Below are 22558 nucleotides of genomic sequence, written 5' to 3'. Positions count from 1 at the left end.
ACAATAAAAATATAACACCGGCTATTTTGTTTAAGTAAGACGAAATTGATTGGTTATTGGTCGGCAGGTTATATCGGAGCCGCTGTCTCTCTACAGGTATGATTTTGCCTTCACTCGTCGTAATTGTGTACTCTCCGCCTTATTCTATCGGATGCACGACAATTCATGGGTAAAGTCCTCTTTATATGGCTTGCGCCCAGTGAGGACGACTGGCTAAATTCACTGTATTCAATGGTTTTTAAAAGGAGCAGCGATCACAGCATTAGCTGTCCTGGCTGCTCCCCTTCATATCTATTTTTACGATTGACGCAAATATAATCTGCTCGTTTCCTCCCAGATCTCTCCCGGCTGCAAACTAAATAATCCAGCTTCCTCGGCCTGCATATCCAGATTAGGTGCATTCACGAGATTGATCTGGGGTTCGGGACAGAAAAAACCTTCTTTCGCATGATTGTTCCAGATCATCCATTGTTTATAGGAAGTTCCCACATCGTAGATCAGTGTCACCCCATTCTTCATATCCTGAAGCTCCATCCGGTTTCTTCCATTTTGCGGTACAGCAGTGTAATGGTTATCCATTTCTGCAAAGAACGGATATACCCCTGAGTCACACATCTGCTCTTCCTCCTGAGTAAGGGACTGAAAACGTGTCGTTGGCAGCATACGTTGATCCAACTCCCACCTGTCTCCAATGGTCAGTTTAAGCTTGCAATCACGGGCCGATCCTCCCGGATTAAAGGGAGCGTTAATTGAGGTATGAAAAGCGATCAGACACGGCATGCGGGAGCTTCCATGATTGCGAATCCGGACATGCTGCATGAGTCCATCGCTGCTCAGCGAGTAGCGTAATGTAATACTGAATTGAAAAGGAAAGCACACGTATACCGGATGAGATTCATCAACCGTAATGGACACGGAGACATGGCTTTCTTTCTCGGTATGTCCATACTCATCCACAACCCAGGGCGTATTATACAAAAATCCATGCAAATGATTGCCTGTTGCTTCCTCATTGACCGGAAACTGAAGTGTCTGCCCGTTCCAGGCAAACCGCCCGTCCTCATAACGATTCGGTGGAAACAGAACGGGGATTCCATGAATCATGGGTCTTGCCTTGAATGATTCCATCTCTTCCGGTGACGGTTCATGAAGGAAGCGAAGCCCTCGCTCAAGATCACGATAGGCGACCAGATTACCACCGATCTCCGGCAGCATAATGGCCTCACTGGAACCAAAGCGAAGGTAAATGGCCTTTTCCCCTTGAAAATCGCCTTCCCAGGAGCTACTTATCTCCTTTGTGTTCAACATACGTTTCCCCTCCTTATTTGCCAGCGGACAATGGATAATGTCCTTCAATGGCCCAAATCTGTTCCATCGGCATCTTGGGCTATCTGTCATACGTCAGCAGACCATTGATCTCCTGCTCCACATCCGTCAGCTGGTGTAACAAAATCCTTCTACTACGGGAGAATCCAATAGCGGCTGTACTACGGCATGCAATCGCTGTGCATGATGTTCAGCTCCCTGTCACCCCAGATTAATCTTGCGGATCACTTCCAGTGGCACTTTCGGTTTACGGTCTTCCGTTAACAGACCATTAATCTCCTGCTGCACATCGGTGACTTGTGTATAACAATAGCCCGAGATATAAGGAATGGCTTTAATCGCTTCGGTGATGGAACGGAAACGTTCAATAAAGGCTTCAACCGAGTCCACCTGATTGCCATAACCCCAGCCTTTATCCGATTGGAAAGCAATACCGCCGAATTCACTGATGATAATGGGTTGTCCTTTGTAGTGGTAACCTTCCGCAAAAGCAAACTTCCATCGATTGGAAGCAATCATGTTATTTACGATCAAGTCCTTATCCTGATACCGTTCCAGAAAAGCTTCTCCCGTCTCCACATAATCATGGATTGTCAAAATATCCGATACCGTATGCTCCCAACCGTCGTTGGTAATGACCGGACGATACGGATCAATGGCTTTGGTCAGATGGTATATGGATTGCGTGAATTGCTGCTGCCTTACCTCGTGACCAATCGTCGGTATTCCCCACGATTCATTAAATGGCACCCAGGTAATGATGCTTGGATGGTTGTATTGCTGGGGTACAATTTCAAGCCATTCTTTGGTGAATCTACTCACGGCCTCATCATTAAACTCGAAGGTAGCTGCCATCTCTGACCAGACCAACATCCCTTTCACATCACACCAATACAAAAAGCGTGGATCTTCCAGTTTCATATGTTTACGAATTCCGTTATATCCCATCTCGGCAATTTTATCGATATCCTCAATCAGTGCTTCCACTGAAGGTGGGGTCAAATGGCTCTCCGTCCAATATCCCTGATCCAGAATCATTCTTTGATACAACGGAGCATTGTTCAGCAGAATTTGCCCATTTTCAATCGATATTTTTCGCATACCAAAATAGGAATGAACCCGATCGATTTCTTTCTCATCTTCGTACATCACAAACTCGATATCGTACAGGTTCGGTGAGCCCGGTGACCATAACGACTGTTTCCACGGCCCGCCTGCTTCATGTTTCACACTGGCTTCCACGGTCATCCAGGGTCTGTCTGGAGACAGGCTGATGGTTTGCACATGCTGACCCTTCAGCTCAATCCGTGTCTCCAAACGCAAATTGTTCTTGCCTTCGATCCCATTCAATTGAAAGTCCAAACGAATCATATGACGATCGATATCCGGTGTCATCTTGACTGCTTCAACCCTTGCTTCACTCACATGCTCCAGCCAAACACTTTTCCATATTCCCGTACTTTGCACATAAAAACATTCAAAATTGTCATCCACCCAGCGTTGTTTCCCCCGAGGCTGCATCGCACTCTGACTGTCTTCTACTTCAAGCACAATGTTATTCTCCGAGCCGTAAGTGATATAAGGGGTAATGTCGAATGAAAACGCAGCGTACCCCCCTTCATGTTCACCAACAACCGTTCCGTTCACCCAACATTTTGCGCGATAATCCACTCCCTGAAAATGCAGAATGCTCCGCTTTCCTTTTGCTTCCTGGGGAATCTGAACACTTCTGCGGTACCAGACCAGAGGATGAAATGTCTCAATCCCGATACCGCTCGCTTGGGTCTCATACGTGAAGGGAACCTTGATTTTCGTCCCTGCCGGAAACTGTTTCTGGACGTACCACTGCTCGCTTTCACCCGCCTGATTGTCATCAAAACTAAAATCCCATTCTCCATTCAAATCCACCCACTCATTGCGTACAAATTGCGGCCTTGGATAATCCTTGTTGTAAAATTTAGTAGTCATCTTGTTCTCTCCGATCTCCTCTGTATTTGGCTCATAGGCCTGAAAAAGTGTTAACCCTTAATACCGGACATGCTGATACCTTTAACAATCTGTTTCTCAAAAATGATAAACAATATAATGATAGGAACAGAAGCCACTGCATTGATAACCATTGGTTTAACGTAATCTTCTGAATACTGACCCATTAGCGTTGGGATACCCATTGGCAGCGTAAACAGATTATCATCAGTTATGGAAAGGAATGGCCATAAGAAATTGTTCCACGAGCCGATAAATGTCAGAATCGCCATGGATGCCATGGCCGGACGTGTCAAAGGCAGCATGATGCTGGTAAAGATTCGCCAAAAGCCTCCACCGTCAATTTGCACACTCTCCAGCAGATCATTCGGAACCCCATCGAAGAAGCTTTTGAGCACGATGACAGCCACTGGTGAAGCCAAAGCAGGAATGATCAATCCACTGTATGAGTTCAGCAAATGCAAATCCTTGGCTACTTGATAGAGTGGAATAATGGTTGCCTCTCCGGGGATAAGTAATCCACCAAGAATGAAAAAGAAAACAAATGTACGGAAACGAAACGGTACTTTGGACAGAGCAAATCCAGCCATCGCCGCGAAAATAACAGTTAATACGGTCACAACCACTGCGACAAACAAACTGTTAACCACCCACTGCGACAGCTTTGTTGTTGTCAGAATTTCGTTATAGACAGCAAGTGAGTAAGGCGGTTTAAACCAGTCCAGGACCGTAATAATCTTCATGCCTTCTTCTTTAATGGAGACCATCAGCATCCACACTAGTGGGGCCGCAAACATAACCGCCATCAACGCAGAACCTGTGCGATATAACCATTTCATCAGTATTCCGCCCCTTTCCGGTTAGTCATCCAGTATTGCAGCGCCGACAGCACCAGCAGGATTACGAATAAAATATAGGACATCGTTGCGGCATAACCCAGGTTATTGTTCTTGAATCCGGTTTGATAGATCAGCTGAATAATTGGACGTGTCTGATCCAGCGGTCCCCCGCCAGTAATAACATAAATTTGCATAAAGACCTTGTATGAAGCGATAATTTGTAACATGGTAATGGTTTTGGTCAGTGGCGTCAGATAAGGAAGCGTAATCCTCCAAAATATTTGTGTATCACTTGCACCATCCAACCTTGCTGCTTCATAAATTTCATCCGGTATTTCCTGCATGGCGGAAAGATACAAAATAAAGTTAAATCCGACTGTCCACCACAAGGTAATTACGGTAATAACGACCCAGGCGAGTCCGGTCTCCGTCAGCCAGAAAATTTCGGCATTTTGAGGCAATAATCTGACAAGGTGCAGGACGGAATTGACAAACCCGGTATAAGGCTGAAATACGAATAAACCCAGATAAGCTGCGACGGCGACGGAGAGTACGCTTGGTATAAAGAAGATGATCCGGTAGAACTTTTGCAATGACGATTTTCGGTTGGCAATCAAGGCCAGCAAAATCGCGAGCATAATCATGGTCGGTGTACTCAAGAAAACAAAGAAGGTTGAATGCCAGATCGCTTCCCAAACCTCTCTGTCCTGAAACACTTTTCGGAAGTTATCCAGGCCAATAAAATCCATTTTCTTGATCAGCGTCCATTTGTAGAAGGTCATCTCCACACCTTTAATCATGGGCCAGATCGTAAATAAACCATAAATAATTAAGAATGGAAGCAGAAATACCAGTGCCTGCATATCCGCCCTCATTTTTTTGATCTTCATATGCGTCTCCCCTTTGATTGGCACGCAAGCCAGCGATTTCTTATCTAGAGATGGTGAATGCGCAGGCTTGCGTGACCCGTCTTCCTTCTATTCACTCACTATTTTCTGAATGGCTGTCTCCATGTTGTTCATGGCATCTGCCGGGGTCATCTTGTTCACCCATACTTCATTCAAAAATTTAAAGGCAGCTTCATCGCGGATTTGTGCATTTTTGGTGGAATGTTTGCTGAATTTAACTACACTTGCTACTTCGGAATAATCACTGCGGTATGGCAGATCCTTGAATTCCTGTTTTTCCAGCACGGATGGCTTGGATGGAATATGTCCGGCTTTCGCCCAGACCTGACCATTGTCAGCAACCCAGTCAGCAAAAGTCATCGCGGCTTTTCGCTTAGCCGGGTCCTCATCCTTCGTCAGTGGCAAAACAATGGTGTGGGAATCTCCCCATGTTGCTTCCTGATCGTAGAATTTCGGAATTGGCATAGCTCCAAACTCAAGTCCTTTGGTGGATTCCCATGTTCCTGTCGTCCAGACCCCTGTCATGATAATCGCGGCGGTTCCACTTTGAAAATTTTTATAAAAGTCCGGATCATTTTTCTTGATATAACCTTCGGTGTAGAGCTTCTGAATATAGTCAGCGGCTTTGATGCCTTTCTCCTTATCAATAGCTGCGGACTTCAGATCATCCGACACCACGTCGTTACCACCCAACTGGGAGTACAGCGACCACCACAAGCGGTAAGGGTCATCATTATTATTGGATAATGCAAACGGGGTCGTTTGGGCAGGCAGCTTCTCTTTTAAAGTTTGAAGGAAACTCACAAACCCGTCAGCAGATTGCTCCAGGATCGGTTTTCCGTCTTCACCAAGCAAGCCTGCATCTTTTAGCAGTTTTTTGTTGTAGAACATGATAAAGGGATGTGTGTCAATGGGGACAGCATAATGTTGACCTTCTACAGTAACCGCATCCAAAAGATTCTGGTTATAGGTGCTCCAGTCCACACCTGCATCTGTAGCCGGAGTATCAAGCTCTGTGACAACCCCTTGATTGATCAGATCGGGCAGTCTGGAGGAATGGGAAATCCCGATGTCCGGTCCATTACCGTTACCAACAGCAGTAATGAGCTTCGTATAGTACTCGCCCCAGGCCAATTTGGTATTCTTCACTTCAATGTCTGGATGGGTTTTGTTAAACTCATCGACCAATGTCTGCATGTTTGCGCCATCACCACCATCGAACAATGTCCAGAAGGACAATGTCACTTTTCCATCACCAGATCCACTCTCACCCGCTTCATTACTGCCTCCGCTACATGCACTTAAAACGGTTGAGAATGAGAGCAATAATGTCAGTGCTAACCTGCCGATCTTCTTTTTCATGCGAGTATCCCCTTTACTCTAATTTGTAGATACAAACGATATAATTGTTTTATTACATTATTACTGTATCTATAGGGGATTATATAAGGGCGTTTATCTCTTGTCAACGCTTTCAAACATAATTAATGTAATTATTAAATAAAAAAAGACCTTAGTTACATAATATCTGCAACCAAGGACTTCCTTCCGCATCTCATTTTAATGAATAACATAATGTACAGTCATCTTGATATTCTGGTCATAATCTCCAAATTGTCGCCCAAAGAGATTTACACCTCCTTGATGAACCGCATCCGGCTTGATACCGATTCGCACCCTTAACTTATGGCTATTTTGAAGGTTAAGCTGAGCCAGATCAACTGCTGAAATTTTCTCCATATCCAGCGTCGTCTTGTTTTTGTCCACTCGCCATGTCTTTAATAAACCATACTGTGTTGACCATTCAAACCACCACGCCGGGTTGAGCTTTCCACGCCGATCTCCAAAGTCACCAGGACATGTCCACATGCCAATTTCCACACCGTTAATCCATACAGAGATATCGGAAGGCCAATTATGATCATAGTTTGGCGCTTCAGAACATATTTCCATAGACAGTTCCAGCGATTCGATTACCGCTTCTGCCGGAATCTCCAGCGGCATCAAATATTCGACATAACCCTTACGAAACCACATAATTTGCGCTCCCACATGCTTCGGATGATAAAAGCTGGCGGGTTCATCCTCACGAATAATCATGCCCTCGCCATTCGCCATACCGCAAGTAGGTGACACTTCACAATCACTATAATGACCGATAGGCATATCCACTTCGTACACCTGGATATCGCCTTTGGGAATGGCTTTCTCCAGATTAAGAGCAATATGAATATCATCGTAATTGCGGCTGCATACCTTCATCGCCCCGCGAGAGGCAGGCAGCAGTTCTGTATTAATCAGCCTTGCAGCTTCCAAAACCTTGATGTTGCTGGCTACCGTGGATACGGGGAGTTTGAGCGCTTCAGCGATTTCAACGATATTCAGGTTTTGGGAGATCAATAGTCGGAGAATATCCACTCTGGATCGGGTGGATAACGCATGCGTGACCGTGACCAGTTCATCCGGATTATCAAAACTCAACTCAAGCATTCGTTCACCACCTCTTATGTATTATGGAACAGGAAATATAAACGTAAAGTTCAATTCAGTCGATAATATTGTAACAAAACATTTATTTTGTATCAAATTACTTTTCACTTCATCATTCTTCTTCGTTTTTCATACAATTCCCCGTTAATGTGCGATGATCGATCTGACATAAGATCAAAATCAAACCGCTTTATTTCTGGAGTGTTGCCTATCGTTATGTAACTTATAGCTAACACAAGAAATCCGCCAAACATGGCGGATTTTTTGGGTATATATTTTTCTTCTTACAAATAGAAGCTTATCTCTAACTCTTGCTGCTAAAATGCGACAGGTAAGGCAACCAAGCTCTGCGAACTTAGCGCCAAATGCCACTTAATGTGTTCCCGAGGAACATTAAGTCGCAGATTAGGCATGCGTTTTAACAATGTTGTAAAGGCGATATCTCCCTCCACACGAGCAAGTGGAGCTCCCAAGCAAGAATGAATGCCATGACCAAAAGCCAGATGACGATGAATATGACGGGCAACATCCAGATCCTCTGACTGTTCAAATTGAAGTTCATCCCGATTGGCTGATTTCAGCACGGGGATGACCATATCTCCCTTTTTGATCTGTTGCCCTGCCAGCTCTATATCCTCAGTCGCAAAACGAGGTCCGGCAATGGTTGCAGGCCCGTTAAACCGCAGCAATTCCTCTACAGCAGAAGGTGCCAGACTAAGATCAGCCTTGAGCTTCTCCAATTGTTCAGGATGATCCAATAACATTATTGCACCCGTAGCAATCAGATTGGATGTCGTCTCGTGCCCAGCAAAGATCAATAATGTAATCATGGATAACAGTTCCGGTTCACTGAGTCGATCGCCCTCTTCTTCTATAGCAATCAATTGGCTGATCAAATCATCTGCAGGATGTTTGCGTTTCTCAGCTACCAGCTGTGCGGTATAGTCACCGAAAGCTCGGAGGTGTTCCTCCACTCCCGGTTCACGCACTCCGAGACCCAGACCATGTGCAATTGCGGAGGACCAGGTCTGGATCTGCGGGCGATCTGCTTTAGGCACTCCCAGCATATCGGATATCACATGAATCGGTAAGGGATAGGCGTAATCCTTGACCAAGTCCATCTCGCCCTGGGCTTGAACCTGATCCAATAATTCATCAGCGATCTGCTGTACACGTGGACGAAGACTTTCCATGTATTTTGGGGTAAAGGCTTTGGAGACCAGTCGGCGTAATCTCCGATGATCAGGATCATCTACAGACAGCATCGATTTTCCGGTAAAGAACGTTGGAGGAGCATCTGGATCTATGTTTTCCACATAGGCTTTCAGGATATTCTCATTGCCGTCAATGGAGAGTGGGTCTACTGTGAAGTGGGCATGATCTTTGAGTACCTGTGACGCTTCTTCCATTCGTGTGACCAACCACTGCCCGCGATCTGTACCACCCATTGGCAAGGATACTGGAATAACAGGACCTGTTTCACGCAATTGCTTGATCAGTGAAAACGGGTTTTCACCACTATCCCCACTAAACAGGCTCAGTGCTGCTTTTTGTGAAACATTAAGATCTAACTCACTCATAATTACCATCCCTTCGCTTCGACCATTTTATTGGTTTACATTAATGCATTGATCCAATCATCTACAGCCAGCACATCAGCTTGTTGGGGGAATACGCTCTCTACAAGAACTCGATGAACTTCAGGGTCCCTATCCAGACAAGCATCAGAAAGTACAGTCAGCGCGTAATCCTTATCCGCCGCCTCACACAAGGTAGACAGCACTACTCCACTTGTTGCGATACCGCTAAGAATAAGTGTATGAATGCCATGGGATTGAAGAAGGGTTTCCAGGTTGCTCCCTGAGAATCCACTGACGCGGAACTTGTCCACCACGAGCTCTCCTGGAAGCGGCTGTACCGATTCGTGAAGGTCCATTGCCACTTTCATCGCCGGATTAGCTTCGTTTCCACCATCGCGGCTTGACTTTTTTCCAAACAACTTGTTACGCTCACTGATTGGAGGGGAATCCTGGCGATGACCAACCTTCACAAAAATCACGGGTACGTTATGTCTACGGGCTGCTTCTACCGCTTTCTGAAACGGGAGCAGTTCATCCTCGTGCTTCGCATATTGCGATACAATGATGTTCTGCATATCCATGACTAGAAGTGCAGCTTGGTTATGATGACTCTCCATGGGTTGCACATCCCTCTCATTTTGTTTAAAATCAAGAGGAGAACTCTCCGCTTAACCTCTTCTTGATATTAAACGGAGGGTTCTCCCCTTGTCAAATTTTAGACGTTGAAGGATAGGAAGTGACAGACAGTGGATAGAACCAATACAGCCTCTCGCTCGGAACGACGGGATGCCGCCGAAAATCGCCAACGTATTTTGGATGTAGCTAGCAAACTATTCGAGCTGCACGGCGTCGAGCGGGTCAGCATGAACCAGATCGCTTCCGCAGCGCAGATTGGATCGGGTACCTTATACCGACGATACCGCAATAAAAGTGAGTTATGTATGGACTTGATCAAAGATAACGCAGCGCTGTTCTTCGATGATGTGGAGATATATTTGCAGGAAAACGGACAGCATCCACCATCTGAGCGATTGCGGGGTCTGCTAACGTTGTTTATCCAGTTTAGAGAGAAAAATGCGGAGCTGCTCTCGGGTATCGAGAATGCAGTATATCAAGGATCAGAGTCCAGAACCTCAAGTCCTCTTTATGACCAATTGCATCAACAGCTATTCGGATTATTCGAAGAGATGGCAACAGGGAATGACGAATCGCAAGCCATCAGTTTGTTCAAAACGGACATGCTCCTGACCGCCATGAGTAATGATTCATATCTGTTTCAAAAAAACGTGCGCGGCAACTCTCCCGACCACATTGTGGAGCAGCTCTGTTTGACGTTTCTTTAACGTATATGGATATATAAAATGCAAAAAAGCCTATTCAACGTCGGCAATCTGCCGCTAGAACTAGGCTTTTGGTGCATCATGAGGTGTGAATATTATAATGTTTTGATATACCATGCATCACAAGCGAAATGCTCTGTTGCATTTAACGGATCATCTAATGGAATAAAACCGTTCTTGATATAGAACTTGTTGGCTGCGACCATGTTGTTAAGCGTCTCAAGATAACATTGTTCATAGTGTTCTTTGGCAAAATCAAGGGAAATCTGAAGCAATTCATATGAGATTCCGGTGCCTCGTGCTTCTTTTAATGCATACATCTTCTGCAATTCACAAATATGTGAAAATCCCTCCACGGGTCCGATACCGCAGCCAGCTACAACGGTGGAGTTATGCTCAACCACCCAATACCTGGAGCCCTCGCGCTGATAAAGATGATAAAAATCGCCCAGATTCGGGTCAGCCCACGCTGTTCCTGACTTATTGGCCCCGAATTCGATCAAACAACTTCGAATTAAAGACTCTACTTCTTGATTATCTTTTTCTTCTATCTCTCTAATGAACATGCAGTAAGCCTCCGCATCATGAAATAATTGCTGCTCTTCACTGCACAAATTATACTACAATTCTGATTTAACACACTACCATTCAACTACAATGAAACAGAGTCACTCGTTTTGGTAGGCAGTGTCTGTTTGATTTTCAACAACCGTCTTACATAGATTATGAAAAGCAGAAAAGAAACCAGGACTGACAAAGCACTGACCATAAACAATATGTGATAGCTCATGTATTGGGATACCAGTCCCAAGGCCATGGCACCCAGCCCGATACCGAGATCAGTCGCCGTTGAAAAGAAAGCATTGGCCGCCCCTTTCCGATCCTCGGGAGCGAGGCGAAGCGTTATGGCCTGAAGAGCTGGCTGAGCAGAACCAAAGCCGATCCCGTACAGAACTGCAGAAGCGAGCACGCCAAGTAAACTGGTTGCAAAGCTAAGCACAATCAAAGCAATGATCGTAATGATAAGCGCCGGGAGAATGACTGCTGTCTCTCCTTTCTTATCGGACAGCTTTCCCGCAATGGGCCGGGATAGCGCAAGTGTCGCGGCATAAACCAGAAAGAATGTGCCAGAATTGACTTTGATCTGCTCCGCAAACAAGGGTACAAATGTTGTAATTCCCCCATATGCAATGAAAAGAAAAAAGATTGGTGCCATCACAGGCAAAACTGATTTTTCGAAGATTTGGATTTTCTTTCTGTCCGTATGTGGTTGAAATGGCATTTTAGCTCCCAGCGTCAAAAGCAGGGCCACGACGGACAAACCAACAGCAAAGAGAAACATCGTCTGATATGATGTGCCTTGCATAATCCCCAGACCGATCATCGGGCCAACCGCCATGGCCAGCGTCATGGAGGTGCTAAACCACCCCATACCTTCCCCGCGCCGAGCCGATGGAATCATGTCAGTCACAGCTGTCATCATGGACGTTGTGGATACAGCCCAGCTCATTCCATGCACGATACGAAGTCCAATAAGCATGATAATTCCACCAACCCAGTTGTACATGTACATCGCCAATATAAATAAAAGCAACCCCCCGATCATAAACGGACGTCTGCCGAATCGATCCAGTAGTCCACCGACAAAAGGACGAAGGATGACGGAAGACAACATTAAAGCTCCCATGGCCAAGCCCACCTGTTTTTCATTGCCACCCATCTCTTTAATGAAGAGCGGCAGTGTAGGATACAGCATATAAAATGCAGTAAATAAAAAAAGCAAACCCAGCGTCATTAGAATAAATGACTTTGTCCATAAACGTTGCATCATTCATCCCCCCAACTGTTGTTATGATATCTATGATGCGATCTGATCTTGTACAAAAACAAATATTGATATATTAATGAACATCTGTTAATAATTATAAACAGAATGAGTAAGGTTACCATTGTTAATTGGACTCGTTTCGTTAATTAGTGAACATTAAACATAAATTTGTTTATTATCTTTAGAAAGTTTGGTGAGAATCACATGACCAAAGTGGATCGAAGAATTCGAAAATCACAAGAAGCCATCAAAGCAGCAGTGATTGAATTGATGTCAGAAAAAAATTTCGATGATATCACTCTACAGGATATTTCCGATAGGGCAGACGTTAGCAGAGGCACCATTTATCTGCATTACGTAGATAAGTATGATCTGTTGGACAAGCTCATTGACGGGCATATCAAAGAATTAAGTGAAATTTGCCATTCGGTTGCCGACTTGGAATGGAAAGAATCCATCATTCCCTGGTTTACCTATTTGGAACAGAACTACTTGTTCTTCTCGACGATGATGGCCAGTAAGGGAGCGGTACAATTCCGCAACCGCTTGGTTGAGTTTCTTAATGAGGATTTTAAGGAGGAAGTACACTTATCTCAGGCCAGAAAATCCGGATTAAGTGAGGATATCATCCTCCAATATGTGGTCATGTCTTATGTAGGGGTCGTTGAGTGGTGGATCAAGAACGAAATGCCCCATCCACCCGAGGTCATGTCTGAGCAATTAGGAGAATTAATCAAAATGAATTTGGGGTAACGTGCAATGTGCACGTAACTAAAATAGCGGTAGTCTCAGGATATGAAGTTAACATCCTGGGACTACCGCTATTACTTTTTGAAAAAAGCTGATTTTTCTGCTAGTGGCGCCGAACACCTGCTGCCTGAATTGTTATTGCATGTGGACTAATTACGATATGGATTCCAAAAGACTCTTGGACAGCGTTTTGACAACCAAGTCGTATGAATGGTCAATCATGACAAAGATATCCTGCTCCGACAAGGAACCATCTAGAACAATGGTATTCCAATGCTTTTTGTTCATATGATACCCCGGTTGAACGGCTTCATGCTGCTCTCTCAGGTTTTCCGCAATGATCGGATCACATTTTAAGTTCAAGCGAGCGTTATCCGCCTTGTCCTCAAACATAAGTGCAAACATTTTCCCTGCAATTTTGATAACAACCGGATCGGCTCCGAAGGGATAATCCTTCGTTGCACCTTTTTTCTTCAAACAGTACTCTATAATCTTATTCTTCAATTCAGTATCTCTCCTTTGCGCAGAAGACAACAACTTTTCCTACCCAATCTAATGATACCGAATGTACGTTTGCATGTAAATATCAAGCATTCCATTTCAACTATTCTTCCAGTAATAGAGAAATTATCTTCTCAGACAGGTTCTTTAATCGCTACGATACGTAATCGGGTAGTGTCGAGAAACCATTGACCTTCTCGCTCAAAGTGGGGCTTAACCTCAGTCAAGATAGCTTGATAAATTGATTCCATGTCTGCGGAGGAAACATCTTTAAAGAAATAATCAGTGAAACTATCTAACCAATTCCGAAGTCCTTCTTCTTCTTTGAGCGGAGCAGGCTTGTCAAAATACTGAGCGAATGTGACACGAAAGCCGTTCTGCTCCAGCAGGGTGGCGTATTCACCAAGAGTAGGATGATACCAGGGATTCCGTCCTGCCCATGTATAGCCATGCTCTTCCAAAACCTGTTTCATCGCAGTGGTCAAGATGGAGACATTGCCACTTCCGGCAAATTCAGCTACGAATCGTCCACCTTCGCGCAGGGCCAACCAGATGGATCGGGTTGTAGCTGCAGGATTATTGATCCAATGTATAGCTGCATGTGAGAATACAGCGTCAAAGGGTATATTGGTCCGATATTGAGAAGCGTCTTTCACCTGAACATTCAGGTCAGGGTACTTCTGTTGGGCAAGTGACACCATTCTCTCCGATAGATCGATACCTGTCGGTATCGCTCCGGCAGCTGCGATCTTGGCTGTCAAATCTCCGTTGCCACTGCCGATATCCAGAATACGTTCCCCGGTTTGGGGCTGCAATAAGGACAAGATATCCACTCCCAGATTAGATAAGAAATCCATTGAATGAATTTGGGGTACTGAAGTATGACTTTTTTTGAATTTTTCATCACTCATGAGTTCAACCTCCTTTATAGACCTTAGATATCTATAATAGCTTTAATAATTAAAACCTGTCAACTTGCGTTCTTAAGACTGCATTATAGTATTTATTAAAAAACCTATACATAGAAATGATGCGACAAAACTTCAATGGACATACAAACAAAAAAACCAATCCCATGAGAGAAATCATAAGATCGGTTTTTCATCATTCGAATTAAGCATTCGATACTCTAGCTGTCTTCACTTTCTGTACTTCGTACATATTTACCGTAGTGCTAATCAGATACTCGGGTTTCTCCTGTCCTCTTTTCTCCTTATGACCTTTAATATGAACATCACTCTTCTCCCAATTCTTCCATGCTTCTTCTGATTCCCAACGAATTAGCACCATTACTTCTTCGTGTTCTTTACTCTTTTTATTAACCATTACACTGAAATCAATCAGTCCCGGCATTTCCTCTACAGGGCTAGGGGCACTACAACATTGGCCTTGGGACATTTTTTTAAGTTCCACTCTATTATTCTGTTCTTATTGAGAATCATTATCAATATCATATCGATTTTGTGTTCATAAAAAAAAACCTCCTCCACGAAGTGGAGAAGGCATTTTGCTCGTTTTTTTAGAGAGCTTTATTCACTTTGCTGCTCTTTGGTTTACTGTGACTTGTACTATTGTGGTTTGGTTTACCGCTATTTGGCTTACTGTGATTAGCTTTACCGCTCTTCTTAAACCACTCGGATTTAGGTTTGCGAGCCGGATTCGCTTTTGACTTCGCTGGTTTATCAGCTGCAGATTTATGGGTCGCAGACTTTGATGTTTGATTCGATTTTACAAAAGTAGGCACACTTGTCATCGGATAAGGATGATTTTTCACTTCAGGAATGGTCTTCTTGATTACTTTCTCGATATCCTTCAGGAACGGAAGCTCTTCCTTTTCACAAAAGGAAATGGCCATTCCGCTATGCCCTGCTCTGCCCGTACGGCCAATTCGGTGAACATACGTTTCTGGAATATTAGGAAGGTTGAAGTTGATTACATGTGACAGCTCTTCAACATCAATGCCCCTTGCGGCTATATCCGTCGCCACCAGCACTCGTGTAACTCCGCTTTTGAAATTATTTAGAGCTCTTTGACGCTCATTTTGAGATTTGTTGCCATGAATGGCCTGCGCCGTAATATTCACTTTGGACAAATCGCGAGTTACACGGTCAGCTCCACGCTTTGTACGGGTAAACACCAGTGCCGAAACAATAGATTTATCCTGCAAAATATGATTCAACAGACTCTGTTTTTTGCCATTTTCCAATAAATACACAGACTGTTCAATTCGATCCACTGTGGAGGATACGGGCGTAATTTCTACTTTTACCGGATCAACAAGCAGCGTTTTTACCATTTTTGTAATTTCCGGAGGCATTGTAGCTGAGAAGAACAACGTCTGTTTCTTGCTCGGCATCTTGGCGATAATCCGTTTAACATCATGAATGAAGCCCATATCCAGCATACGGTCTGCTTCATCAAGAACCAGTATTTGCACATGTTTCAGATCAATGCGCTTTTGATTGACCAAGTCAATCAGTCTACCAGGCGTTGCAATAATAATATCTGCACCTTGATTAAGGGCACGCTCCTGGACTTTTTGTGAAACGCCTCCCACGATTGCTGCACAACGAATATCGGTGTAACGGCTATATGCCTTAATATTATCTGAAATCTGAATCGCAAGTTCTCTTGTTGGTGTTAAAATCAATGAGCGAATATGACGTGCGGCTTTGGGGCCATTCGACTTTTCGCTTAATAACTGAATGATAGGCACAGAAAATGCTGCCGTCTTGCCTGTACCTGTTTGCGCACAGCCAAGCAAATCTCTGCCTTCCAATACGGCTGGAATCGCCTGTTCCTGTATAGGTGTCGGGGCAGTATAGTTTGCTTTGTTCAAGCCTTCCAAAATTGCGGGTATAATATTCAAGTCTTTAAATGTCATTAGGTCTCCTTAATTTACGCAACAAATATTCATTTGACGTATATCTCATTTCAAAACGTAACACATAAGGATAACATTAAAAAGCACTTCTGTATATTATATTTTCAAAATCAAGTCCCGAACCAATCCATTAACTTACCAGTTTCAACCCTACTGCTGATCCAAGCACCATGGCAATAAACAGAATTCTTAACGCATTTCGAGGTTCTCCATAAAATATCATGCCGAGAATAGCTCCCCCGGAAGCGCCGATTCCCGTCCATACGGCGTATGCCGTCCCCATCGGAAGAGTCTTCATCGCAATCGATAGGAACAGAAAGCTTAGTCCAAAACCTGCAACCAACAGTATAATTGACATCAGGTTACGATCTTTGTGCAATTTATTAATCATCATAACCCCAATCATTTCAAAGACACCTGCCAAAATAAGATATACCCAGTTCATGATTCATATACCTCCTTTGTTTTTCCTTTGCTTAGAATTTTAAGACCGATTACACCCAATAAAAGAACCCCAATGAGCAGCATTTTCCCAGATTGAATCGCCGCATCGAACAATATAATCTCTGCCAGTACAGTTCCTGCTGTACCCAATCCAACGAATACTGCATATACCGTCCCTACATCAAGTGAGCGGGAAGCCGCAATCATCAAGGTGAAACTGACAATAATGGCAATCAGTGTAGCCCCCCACTCCAAAAAATCACTGGCATGTTTCAATCCAATGACCCAACCGACTTCAAATAAAGCTGCAATAACGACGGACAACCAGGTTTTGTTCATTTCTATCCACTCCTTATCAAATTTTGCTACGTGTATTATTCGTTACATGAAGCCAAAATAAAAAAAGCCCGGGAAACAAACTGCATTAAAGCAGTTCATCTCCCAGGCTTTTGTCCCTCCGTGACACAACCAATAGGCTGTGAGTTTTCTCTCGGACCAGACCGACATAACTGTCGCGGAACCCTAGAAAACATTTGAATATTTTGATGTGACTCCAATTATACACAATTCTTTTTGATTGGCAACATCTGAAGTTAATTTTATCCAATAACTGAGATACAATTCTTTGAAAATCGGATTTTCTTCCCATTTGATCTGGGACTCCAATCTCTCGATTACAATTTTCTTCACTTGGTTCGATAAGCGTTTACTCAACCTTTCCACCCATCTTTCTGGCATACTAAAATGGATCAAAGACCCGTTCTTCTCTCCAATTCTTCCGTATATCTTGAACCCAACAGGGTGATTTTTGAAGCTGCATCATTAATGCTCTGTACATCTTCGTTTGTAAGTTCAACGTACGCCGCATCCATATTTTCTTTGAGACGACTTGACTTGCGCGTTCCCGGGATCGGTACAATCCACGGTTTCTGGGCTAGCAGCCAAGCAAGTGCGATCTGTGCAGGGGTGGCTTGGATCTTATCCGCCTTCTCTTTTAACAGATCAACCAGCACATGATTGGCCTCGAGGGCCTCTGGAGTGAAGCGTGGCAGAATATTACGCAAATCCCCCTGATCAAACGTTGTTTTCGCATTAAAACTTCCCGTGAGATATCCTTTACCCAAAGGACTAAAAGGGACAAAACCAATACCGAGCTCCTCAAGCGCTGGAATCAGTTCTTCTTCCGGACGTCTCCACCATAAGGAATATTCGCTCTGAACAGCAGCGACTGGCTGAACGGCATGCGCACGTCGAATCGTGTTCACGCCAGCTTCCGATAACCCCCAATGCTTCACTTTACCTTCTCGAATCAGATCCTGCACGGCTCCGGCAACCTCTTCAATCGGCACATCCGGATCAACACGGTGCTGGTAAAACAAATCAATTGCCTCGATCTTAAGTCGTTTGAGAGACTCTTCGGCAACTTTCCTGATCTGCTCAGGACGGCTATTCATTCCGCTCTGTTTGCCACCTTGAATGTCAAATCCGAACTTCGTCGCTATGACAACCTGATCGCGTACAGGAGAAAGTGCTTCGCCGACGAGTTCTTCATTGATATATGGACCATAAACTTCAGCGGTATCAAAGAAAGTTACGCCGCGTTCAACAGCTTCACGTATGACCGCGATCATCTCCGTTTTGTCCGAAGCTGGACCATACCCGTAGCTCATTCCCATACAACCAAGCCCAATTGCCGAAACTACCAAGCCGCTATTTCCAAGTGTCCGTTTTTGCATCATATAACTTCCTTTCCTGATCTAATTTGTAAGCCTAACTTACCTTGAGTTTATTTTTCCTTTTGGGATCAAACTGGATTATTCAGCCTGCCAACTTACTATTATTATGCCGAACTGAAGGAGCGAAGCGGTATATCATTTGTCTTAATTGATTGCCTGATCCTCTCAGGCCTACTTTTGTCTAAAGTCGTTAAGTCTTATAATGAAGCAAGAACAACTCGCAAGGAGGATATGTATGTCCGATAACGCAGTTCAGCAGAAACAGGAACTCACCGAACTAATCAAACGTCACTCCATTCATAACAGTTCTAAGGAAACTGCAATCCCTTCCCTGTATGTCTATCAGCATTCCAGCATAAGCGAGCCTGCTTACCGGGTTTACAAGCCTTCCTTTTGTGTGATCGTTCAAGGCTTGAAAGAAATCTTGCTTGCACAGGAAAGATTCAAATACGGACCATCCAATTATCTCATTGCTTCCATGAACCTGCCGGTGATTGGTCAGATTATTAAAGCATCCACTGATAGGCCTTACCTGGCTCTGAAGCTTGAGTTTACAAAGAACCAGATTCTTGAAGTACTGAATGATTGTAATATTAAGGTCACGTCTAAAGAAAACGCCAGACGTGCCCTATTTGTTGGACAGATGGAGCCCTCCATTCAGGATGCTGTACTTCGATTGGTTCGGCTGCTGGATACACCGGAAGAAATCCCGTTCCTTGCCCCACTGTATACGCGAGAGATTCTGTACCGGCTTTTGCAGGGACCTTATGGAGCTGAACTGGCCCAGATTGCCGTGGAAGGCAGCAGCAGCTATCGAATTCGAGAAGCCATTGAGCATATTGTTCGGCATTGGGAGCAGCCTTTTCGGATCGAAGATCTTGCGGAGACAGCTAATATGAGTGTGTCCTCGTTCCATCGACATTTCAAAGAAATTACCGCCATGAGCCCACTTCAGTTTCAGAAGCAGCTAAGACTTCAGGAAGCACGTCGACTCCTCATGGCTGAGTCAGCTGATGCTGCGGATGTAGCGTTCCGGGTTGGTTACGAGAGTGCGTCGCAATTCAGCCGAGAGTACTCCCGCATGTTCGGCGCGCCGCCGAGAGCAGATATCCAACGTTTGAAGGAAAAATATGATCATATTATGAGTGAATAAGTACACCTGCTGAAAAGTTGAAATGTTAGAGAAATGGACAGCCATTAGGCTATCCATTTCTTAATTTAAAGAGTGAATATCTAATTCTATTCCCATCCTTATATTGACAGCTTGTGATTCATGGAACTATAATCCTTACTAAACCAAGTTACATACCATGTTTTATAAAGGAGAGGTATCGGATGGCTAATGTTCAGACTTTCAAAGCTACTGCCCATCTACAGGATGGGGTTAAAGTGATCACTAAAGCAAGACAATTCGAACTGATCATCGATGAGCCAACAAATCTCGGGGGTACAGACACAGGAATGAATCCTGTAGAAGCTTTACTTGCCTCCCTTGGCGCATGTCAATCCATTGTGGCCCGGGTCTATGCTTCCAAATTCGATGTAGTCCTTGATGATTTCAGAGTTGAAGTTGAAGGTGATCTGGATCTTGACGGATTTTTTAACCGATCTGATGTACGTCCCGGTTATTCTGATATTCGATACACCTTCTATATTAAAACCAGCTCATCTGAAGAAAAAGTTGAATCATTTGTACAATTTCTAGAAAGTAAATGTCCTGTGGGTGATACGATTTCCAATCCGGTAAATACCAAACTCAATCGTGTCATTATCGAAAATGGGATATCGTTGTAACAAAACGAATGAACCAGATACAAAGAGAAATAAGCAATATAAAAACATACACACAATACAGAAAGGCTGCTCTCCAACAAGTTAAACTTGCTGGAGAGCAGCCTTTCTAAAATCTTGAATTTATTTTGTTAATTTATTTTTTAATTGTTTTGATCATTATTTTGTCAATTGAATAGTTCTTTCGATGAGTGTAGCGGCTTCTGCGCGAGTTGTATTCCCTTTTGGTTTCAATGTTCCGTCAGGATAACCGTTAACAAGCCCATTGGTAATGGCCGCAGCAAGTGCTGAACAAGCCCAGCTGGATATTTCAGCACCATCGGAGAAGCTGATAGTACTATCTGAATCCGCGATCTGCGCTGCACGAACGATCATTGTCGCCATTTGCTCGCGGGTCACCAGTTCATCTGGACCAAAGGTGTTATCAATATATCCATTCACAATGCCCAGACCTGACGCAGTGGAAATTGCGTCTTGCGCCCAATGCGTCGTAGTATCCTCAAATTCGCGGCCCCTAGCTTGCTAGATGCGGGAATCTGAATTCCTGCTATCCCTTAAGAAACATTGCCATACCATTTATACGTCATGGCGGACTTGCCTGGAATGGTGACAACGAAGCTTTGGCTGCCCCATTGGATCTTTACATTTTTCGACGAACTGGAAGAGTTATAGGCAACTACCACTTTGGAACCATCCGGATTGCGGAAAGCCACATTTTTGACTTCAGATCCGGTGTTGCTGTCAATGCGGTATGCATTGGGTACTACAAATTTACTAAAGTGACCCAGCAAATAATATTGTTTGTGATATGTCACATTATTTTCAGGAGCGTCATTACGGTTGTCCGAGTTGCGGATGGTAATCATGCCTTTGTTCGTGTTGTTCGGTGAAAGCAATGCCGGACCGTCTTTTTGATCCAGAGCAGCATTCCAGAGAATGATCGATTTGGACCAGTTTCTCGTAATATTAATGAACTCGTTCATCATATTATCGAAACCTGATGAGGTACCATTCTGCGGATCATTCCAGTTGCCGAAACCACCCTCTGTGAACCAAATTTCCTTGTCCGGGTGACTATTATGCATGGAGGTCATGGTCGATCCGTCCCCACTGTCATAATGGTGGAATGCGCTGCCGGATACGTAGCTGCCCTTGCCTGCGTTCTTCAGATTCGTAATGACCTGGTTCGGGAAGTTCCAGTCCAGAAAGTTATGGTCGAATGCAATGATCTTGGTGTTGATGCCGGCATTGCGGAGTGTTGGTCCAAGATAATCGCCGATAAAGCCTGTCTGATCCTGTACATTCATCCCCATCGAAGGATAATGGGATGGCTCGTACATTGGCTCGTTTTGCAACGTAACAGCATAGATGGGTACACCTTCAGCCTGATAGGCTTCAATGTATTTTTTGAAATAATTCGCATATGTTCCGTAGTGTTCCGCTTTCAGTTTGCCGCCGTTCAGATTGTTGGAATATTTCATCCAGGCAGGTGCACTCCATGGGGAACCCATGACTTTGATATTGGGATTCTTAGCGAGTGCCGCTTTGACCATGGGCAAAATGTAAGCCTTATCCCGGTCGATCGTAAATTGATTGAGTGAAGTATCATTTGGCGTATCGGCATAAGTGTAGGCTGCCCAGGCAAAATCAGAACTTCCGATCGGCTGTCTCAATAAACTAAGCCCAATGCCTGTGTTACCAAACAACCTCTCCATCACTTCCGCGCGCTTATTGTTATCCAGCTTGTAGTTCATGAGCCATGCGGAAGCATCCGTTAATGAAACTCCAAATCCATCCATCTGCTGATACGTTTTGTTCTCATTTACCGTAATGGTAACATCGGCATTGCCTGAGTTGCTGCTGAAGTTTTTGGATGCAATCTTGGTAAGTCTCGCATCTGTTCTAAGTCCAACTGCTGGTTCGGAGTTGGGGTCTGAAGTTGAAATCCATACCTCCACCTGTTCACCCGCTGCATGCGCAGTCTTGGGCATATATGAACCATATGAACCCGCCGTTACCAGAAAAGTGGACAGCAACACTAAAGCACTCTTTTTCCATATCTTCATCAACATATCTCCTTTAATTTGTTATAATTTGAGCTGCCAAATATTGAATACTACAAAATGAAATCGATTTCATTTTCAAAAGCATAAAG

The 22558-nt window shown here is 44.2% G+C and carries 23 protein-coding genes and 1 riboswitch; of the genes, 4 read left to right on the top strand and 19 right to left on the bottom strand.

Annotated features, from left to right (window positions below):
- Positions 1-297: 297 nt before the first annotated feature.
- The 8 genes from MKY42_RS15185 to MKY42_RS15150 form a co-directional block, all read right to left on the bottom strand.
- On the bottom strand, positions 298-1308 hold the full coding sequence (locus MKY42_RS15185; protein ID WP_179264924.1) for an aldose 1-epimerase: 1011 nt from the start codon (positions 1306-1308) through the stop codon (positions 298-300).
- A 219-nt stretch (positions 1309-1527) separates the two neighbouring features.
- On the bottom strand, positions 1528-3294 hold the full coding sequence (locus MKY42_RS15180) for a sugar-binding domain-containing protein (RefSeq protein WP_339852213.1): 1767 nt from the start codon (positions 3292-3294) through the stop codon (positions 1528-1530).
- A gap of 50 nt (positions 3295-3344) precedes the next feature.
- Positions 3345-4151, bottom strand: coding sequence for a carbohydrate ABC transporter permease (locus MKY42_RS15175; protein ID WP_062318999.1), 807 nt, complete (start codon positions 4149-4151; stop codon positions 3345-3347).
- Positions 4151-5041, bottom strand: a complete 891-nt coding sequence (locus MKY42_RS15170) for a sugar ABC transporter permease (RefSeq protein ID WP_090897617.1) — start codon at positions 5039-5041, stop codon at positions 4151-4153. The genes MKY42_RS15175 and MKY42_RS15170 overlap by 1 nt, the downstream gene beginning before the upstream one ends.
- A gap of 87 nt (positions 5042-5128) precedes the next feature.
- Complete coding sequence (locus MKY42_RS15165; protein WP_339852210.1) at positions 5129-6421, bottom strand: ABC transporter substrate-binding protein; 1293 nt, start codon at positions 6419-6421, stop codon at positions 5129-5131.
- 198 nt (positions 6422-6619) lie between these two features.
- Positions 6620-7549, bottom strand: a complete 930-nt coding sequence (locus MKY42_RS15160; protein WP_339852208.1) for an ArsR family transcriptional regulator — start codon at positions 7547-7549, stop codon at positions 6620-6622.
- A 317-nt stretch (positions 7550-7866) separates the two neighbouring features.
- Positions 7867-9129 (bottom strand): cytochrome P450, encoded by a 1263-nt coding sequence (locus MKY42_RS15155; RefSeq protein WP_339852206.1) that lies wholly within the window; start codon positions 9127-9129, stop codon positions 7867-7869.
- A 35-nt stretch (positions 9130-9164) separates the two neighbouring features.
- On the bottom strand, positions 9165-9746 hold the full coding sequence (locus MKY42_RS15150; RefSeq protein ID WP_090897605.1) for a cysteine hydrolase: 582 nt from the start codon (positions 9744-9746) through the stop codon (positions 9165-9167).
- 129 nt (positions 9747-9875) lie between these two features.
- Here MKY42_RS15150 and MKY42_RS15145 point away from each other — a divergent pair, with 129 nt between their 5' ends.
- Positions 9876-10472 (top strand): TetR/AcrR family transcriptional regulator, encoded by a 597-nt coding sequence (locus MKY42_RS15145; protein ID WP_339852203.1) that lies wholly within the window; start codon positions 9876-9878, stop codon positions 10470-10472.
- A gap of 92 nt (positions 10473-10564) precedes the next feature.
- On the opposite strand, the gene MKY42_RS15140 is transcribed toward MKY42_RS15145, so the two are convergent.
- Complete coding sequence (locus MKY42_RS15140; RefSeq protein WP_090897599.1) at positions 10565-11035, bottom strand: GNAT family N-acetyltransferase; 471 nt, start codon at positions 11033-11035, stop codon at positions 10565-10567.
- Between the two features lie 86 nt (positions 11036-11121).
- Complete coding sequence (locus tag MKY42_RS15135; RefSeq protein WP_339852916.1) at positions 11122-12297, bottom strand: MFS transporter; 1176 nt, start codon at positions 12295-12297, stop codon at positions 11122-11124.
- Positions 12298-12501: 204 nt separating this feature from the next.
- On the opposite strand from MKY42_RS15135, the gene MKY42_RS15130 reads away from it, so the two are divergent.
- Complete coding sequence (locus MKY42_RS15130) at positions 12502-13050, top strand: TetR/AcrR family transcriptional regulator (protein WP_090897593.1); 549 nt, start codon at positions 12502-12504, stop codon at positions 13048-13050.
- A gap of 150 nt (positions 13051-13200) precedes the next feature.
- On the opposite strand, the gene MKY42_RS15125 is transcribed toward MKY42_RS15130, so the two are convergent.
- The 7 genes from MKY42_RS15125 to MKY42_RS15095 all read right to left on the bottom strand — a co-directional run bounded on the left by MKY42_RS15125 (position 13201) and on the right by MKY42_RS15095 (position 18612).
- The gene (locus tag MKY42_RS15125; protein WP_090897590.1) at positions 13201-13551 is read right to left on the bottom strand and encodes an MmcQ/YjbR family DNA-binding protein; all 351 of its coding nucleotides are present in this window, start codon (positions 13549-13551) and stop codon (positions 13201-13203) included.
- A gap of 131 nt (positions 13552-13682) precedes the next feature.
- Entirely contained in the window at positions 13683-14405 is a 723-nt protein-coding gene (locus MKY42_RS15120; RefSeq protein ID WP_257032055.1) for a class I SAM-dependent methyltransferase, read from the bottom strand.
- Between the two features lie 256 nt (positions 14406-14661).
- Complete coding sequence (locus MKY42_RS15115) at positions 14662-14946, bottom strand: antibiotic biosynthesis monooxygenase (RefSeq protein WP_179264929.1); 285 nt, start codon at positions 14944-14946, stop codon at positions 14662-14664.
- Positions 14947-15067: 121 nt separating this feature from the next.
- Entirely contained in the window at positions 15068-16432 is a 1365-nt protein-coding gene (locus MKY42_RS15110) for a DEAD/DEAH box helicase (protein ID WP_090897581.1), read from the bottom strand.
- 130 nt (positions 16433-16562) lie between these two features.
- On the bottom strand, positions 16563-16877 hold the full coding sequence (locus tag MKY42_RS15105) for a multidrug efflux SMR transporter (protein ID WP_090897579.1): 315 nt from the start codon (positions 16875-16877) through the stop codon (positions 16563-16565).
- Positions 16874-17215 (bottom strand): SMR family transporter, encoded by a 342-nt coding sequence (locus MKY42_RS15100; protein ID WP_090897576.1) that lies wholly within the window; start codon positions 17213-17215, stop codon positions 16874-16876. Before MKY42_RS15100 ends, MKY42_RS15105 begins: the two co-directional genes overlap by 4 nt.
- Before the next feature lie 97 nt (positions 17216-17312).
- Positions 17313-17413, bottom strand: a riboswitch (guanidine-I (ykkC/yxkD leader).
- A 212-nt stretch (positions 17414-17625) separates the two neighbouring features.
- A complete protein-coding gene (locus MKY42_RS15095) occupies positions 17626-18612 on the bottom strand; it encodes an aldo/keto reductase (protein ID WP_179265899.1) in 987 nt (328 codons plus the stop codon).
- A gap of 235 nt (positions 18613-18847) precedes the next feature.
- On the opposite strand from MKY42_RS15095, the gene MKY42_RS15090 reads away from it, so the two are divergent.
- Together MKY42_RS15090 and MKY42_RS15085 are read left to right on the top strand one after the other, a co-directional pair.
- Positions 18848-19765 (top strand): AraC family transcriptional regulator, encoded by a 918-nt coding sequence (locus MKY42_RS15090; RefSeq protein WP_179264931.1) that lies wholly within the window; start codon positions 18848-18850, stop codon positions 19763-19765.
- A 182-nt stretch (positions 19766-19947) separates the two neighbouring features.
- On the top strand, positions 19948-20406 hold the full coding sequence (locus MKY42_RS15085) for an OsmC family protein (protein WP_163754719.1): 459 nt from the start codon (positions 19948-19950) through the stop codon (positions 20404-20406).
- Positions 20407-20562: 156 nt separating this feature from the next.
- Here the strand turns inward: MKY42_RS15085 and MKY42_RS15080 are convergent, their stop codons facing one another.
- Positions 20563-20787 carry an S-layer homology domain-containing protein gene (locus MKY42_RS15080; RefSeq protein WP_143067052.1) on the bottom strand — a complete coding sequence of 75 codons (225 nt, stop codon included), beginning with the start codon at positions 20785-20787 and terminating at the stop codon, positions 20563-20565.
- A gap of 170 nt (positions 20788-20957) precedes the next feature.
- Positions 20958-22469: a glycoside hydrolase family 30 beta sandwich domain-containing protein gene (locus tag MKY42_RS15075; protein ID WP_339852193.1), complete on the bottom strand. Its 1512-nt coding sequence runs from the start codon at positions 22467-22469 to the stop codon at positions 20958-20960.
- Between the last annotated feature and the right edge of the window lie 89 nt (positions 22470-22558).

The sequence above is a fragment of the Paenibacillus sp. FSL W7-1088 genome, assembly GCF_037969855.1.
Classification (GTDB): domain Bacteria; phylum Bacillota; class Bacilli; order Paenibacillales; family Paenibacillaceae; genus Paenibacillus.
The sequence above is the reverse complement of the archived record's forward strand: the minus strand, read 5'-3'. Positions and strand labels throughout refer to the sequence as shown.

Bases quoted from the DNA above. Each gene is read 5' to 3' on its own strand.
- MKY42_RS15185 (WP_179264924.1), bottom strand. From the start codon at position 1,308: ATGTTGAACACAAAGGAGATAAGTAGCTCCTGGGAAGGCGATTTTCAA.
- MKY42_RS15180 (WP_339852213.1), bottom strand. From the start codon at position 3,294: ATGACTACTAAATTTTACAACAAGGATTATCCAAGGCCGCAATTTGTA.
- MKY42_RS15175 (WP_062318999.1), bottom strand. From the start codon at position 4,151: ATGAAATGGTTATATCGCACAGGTTCTGCGTTGATGGCGGTTATGTTT.
- MKY42_RS15170 (WP_090897617.1), bottom strand. From the start codon at position 5,041: ATGAAGATCAAAAAAATGAGGGCGGATATGCAGGCACTGGTATTTCTG.
- MKY42_RS15165 (WP_339852210.1), bottom strand. From the start codon at position 6,421: ATGAAAAAGAAGATCGGCAGGTTAGCACTGACATTATTGCTCTCATTC.
- MKY42_RS15160 (WP_339852208.1), bottom strand. From the start codon at position 7,549: ATGCTTGAGTTGAGTTTTGATAATCCGGATGAACTGGTCACGGTCACG.
- MKY42_RS15155 (WP_339852206.1), bottom strand. From the start codon at position 9,129: ATGAGTGAGTTAGATCTTAATGTTTCACAAAAAGCAGCACTGAGCCTG.
- MKY42_RS15150 (WP_090897605.1), bottom strand. From the start codon at position 9,746: ATGGAGAGTCATCATAACCAAGCTGCACTTCTAGTCATGGATATGCAG.
- MKY42_RS15140 (WP_090897599.1), bottom strand. From the start codon at position 11,035: ATGTTCATTAGAGAGATAGAAGAAAAAGATAATCAAGAAGTAGAGTCT.
- MKY42_RS15135 (WP_339852916.1), bottom strand. From the start codon at position 12,297: ATGCAACGTTTATGGACAAAGTCATTTATTCTAATGACGCTGGGTTTG.
- MKY42_RS15130 (WP_090897593.1), top strand. From the start codon at position 12,502: ATGACCAAAGTGGATCGAAGAATTCGAAAATCACAAGAAGCCATCAAA.
- MKY42_RS15120 (WP_257032055.1), bottom strand. From the start codon at position 14,405: ATGGATTTCTTATCTAATCTGGGAGTGGATATCTTGTCCTTATTGCAG.
- MKY42_RS15115 (WP_179264929.1), bottom strand. From the start codon at position 14,946: ATGTCCCAAGGCCAATGTTGTAGTGCCCCTAGCCCTGTAGAGGAAATG.
- MKY42_RS15110 (WP_090897581.1), bottom strand. From the start codon at position 16,432: ATGACATTTAAAGACTTGAATATTATACCCGCAATTTTGGAAGGCTTG.
- MKY42_RS15105 (WP_090897579.1), bottom strand. From the start codon at position 16,877: ATGAACTGGGTATATCTTATTTTGGCAGGTGTCTTTGAAATGATTGGG.
- MKY42_RS15100 (WP_090897576.1), bottom strand. From the start codon at position 17,215: ATGAACAAAACCTGGTTGTCCGTCGTTATTGCAGCTTTATTTGAAGTC.
- MKY42_RS15095 (WP_179265899.1), bottom strand. From the start codon at position 18,612: ATGCAAAAACGGACACTTGGAAATAGCGGCTTGGTAGTTTCGGCAATT.
- MKY42_RS15090 (WP_179264931.1), top strand. From the start codon at position 18,848: ATGTCCGATAACGCAGTTCAGCAGAAACAGGAACTCACCGAACTAATC.
- MKY42_RS15085 (WP_163754719.1), top strand. From the start codon at position 19,948: ATGGCTAATGTTCAGACTTTCAAAGCTACTGCCCATCTACAGGATGGG.
- MKY42_RS15080 (WP_143067052.1), bottom strand. From the start codon at position 20,787: ATGGCGACAATGATCGTTCGTGCAGCGCAGATCGCGGATTCAGATAGT.
- MKY42_RS15075 (WP_339852193.1), bottom strand. From the start codon at position 22,469: ATGAAGATATGGAAAAAGAGTGCTTTAGTGTTGCTGTCCACTTTTCTG.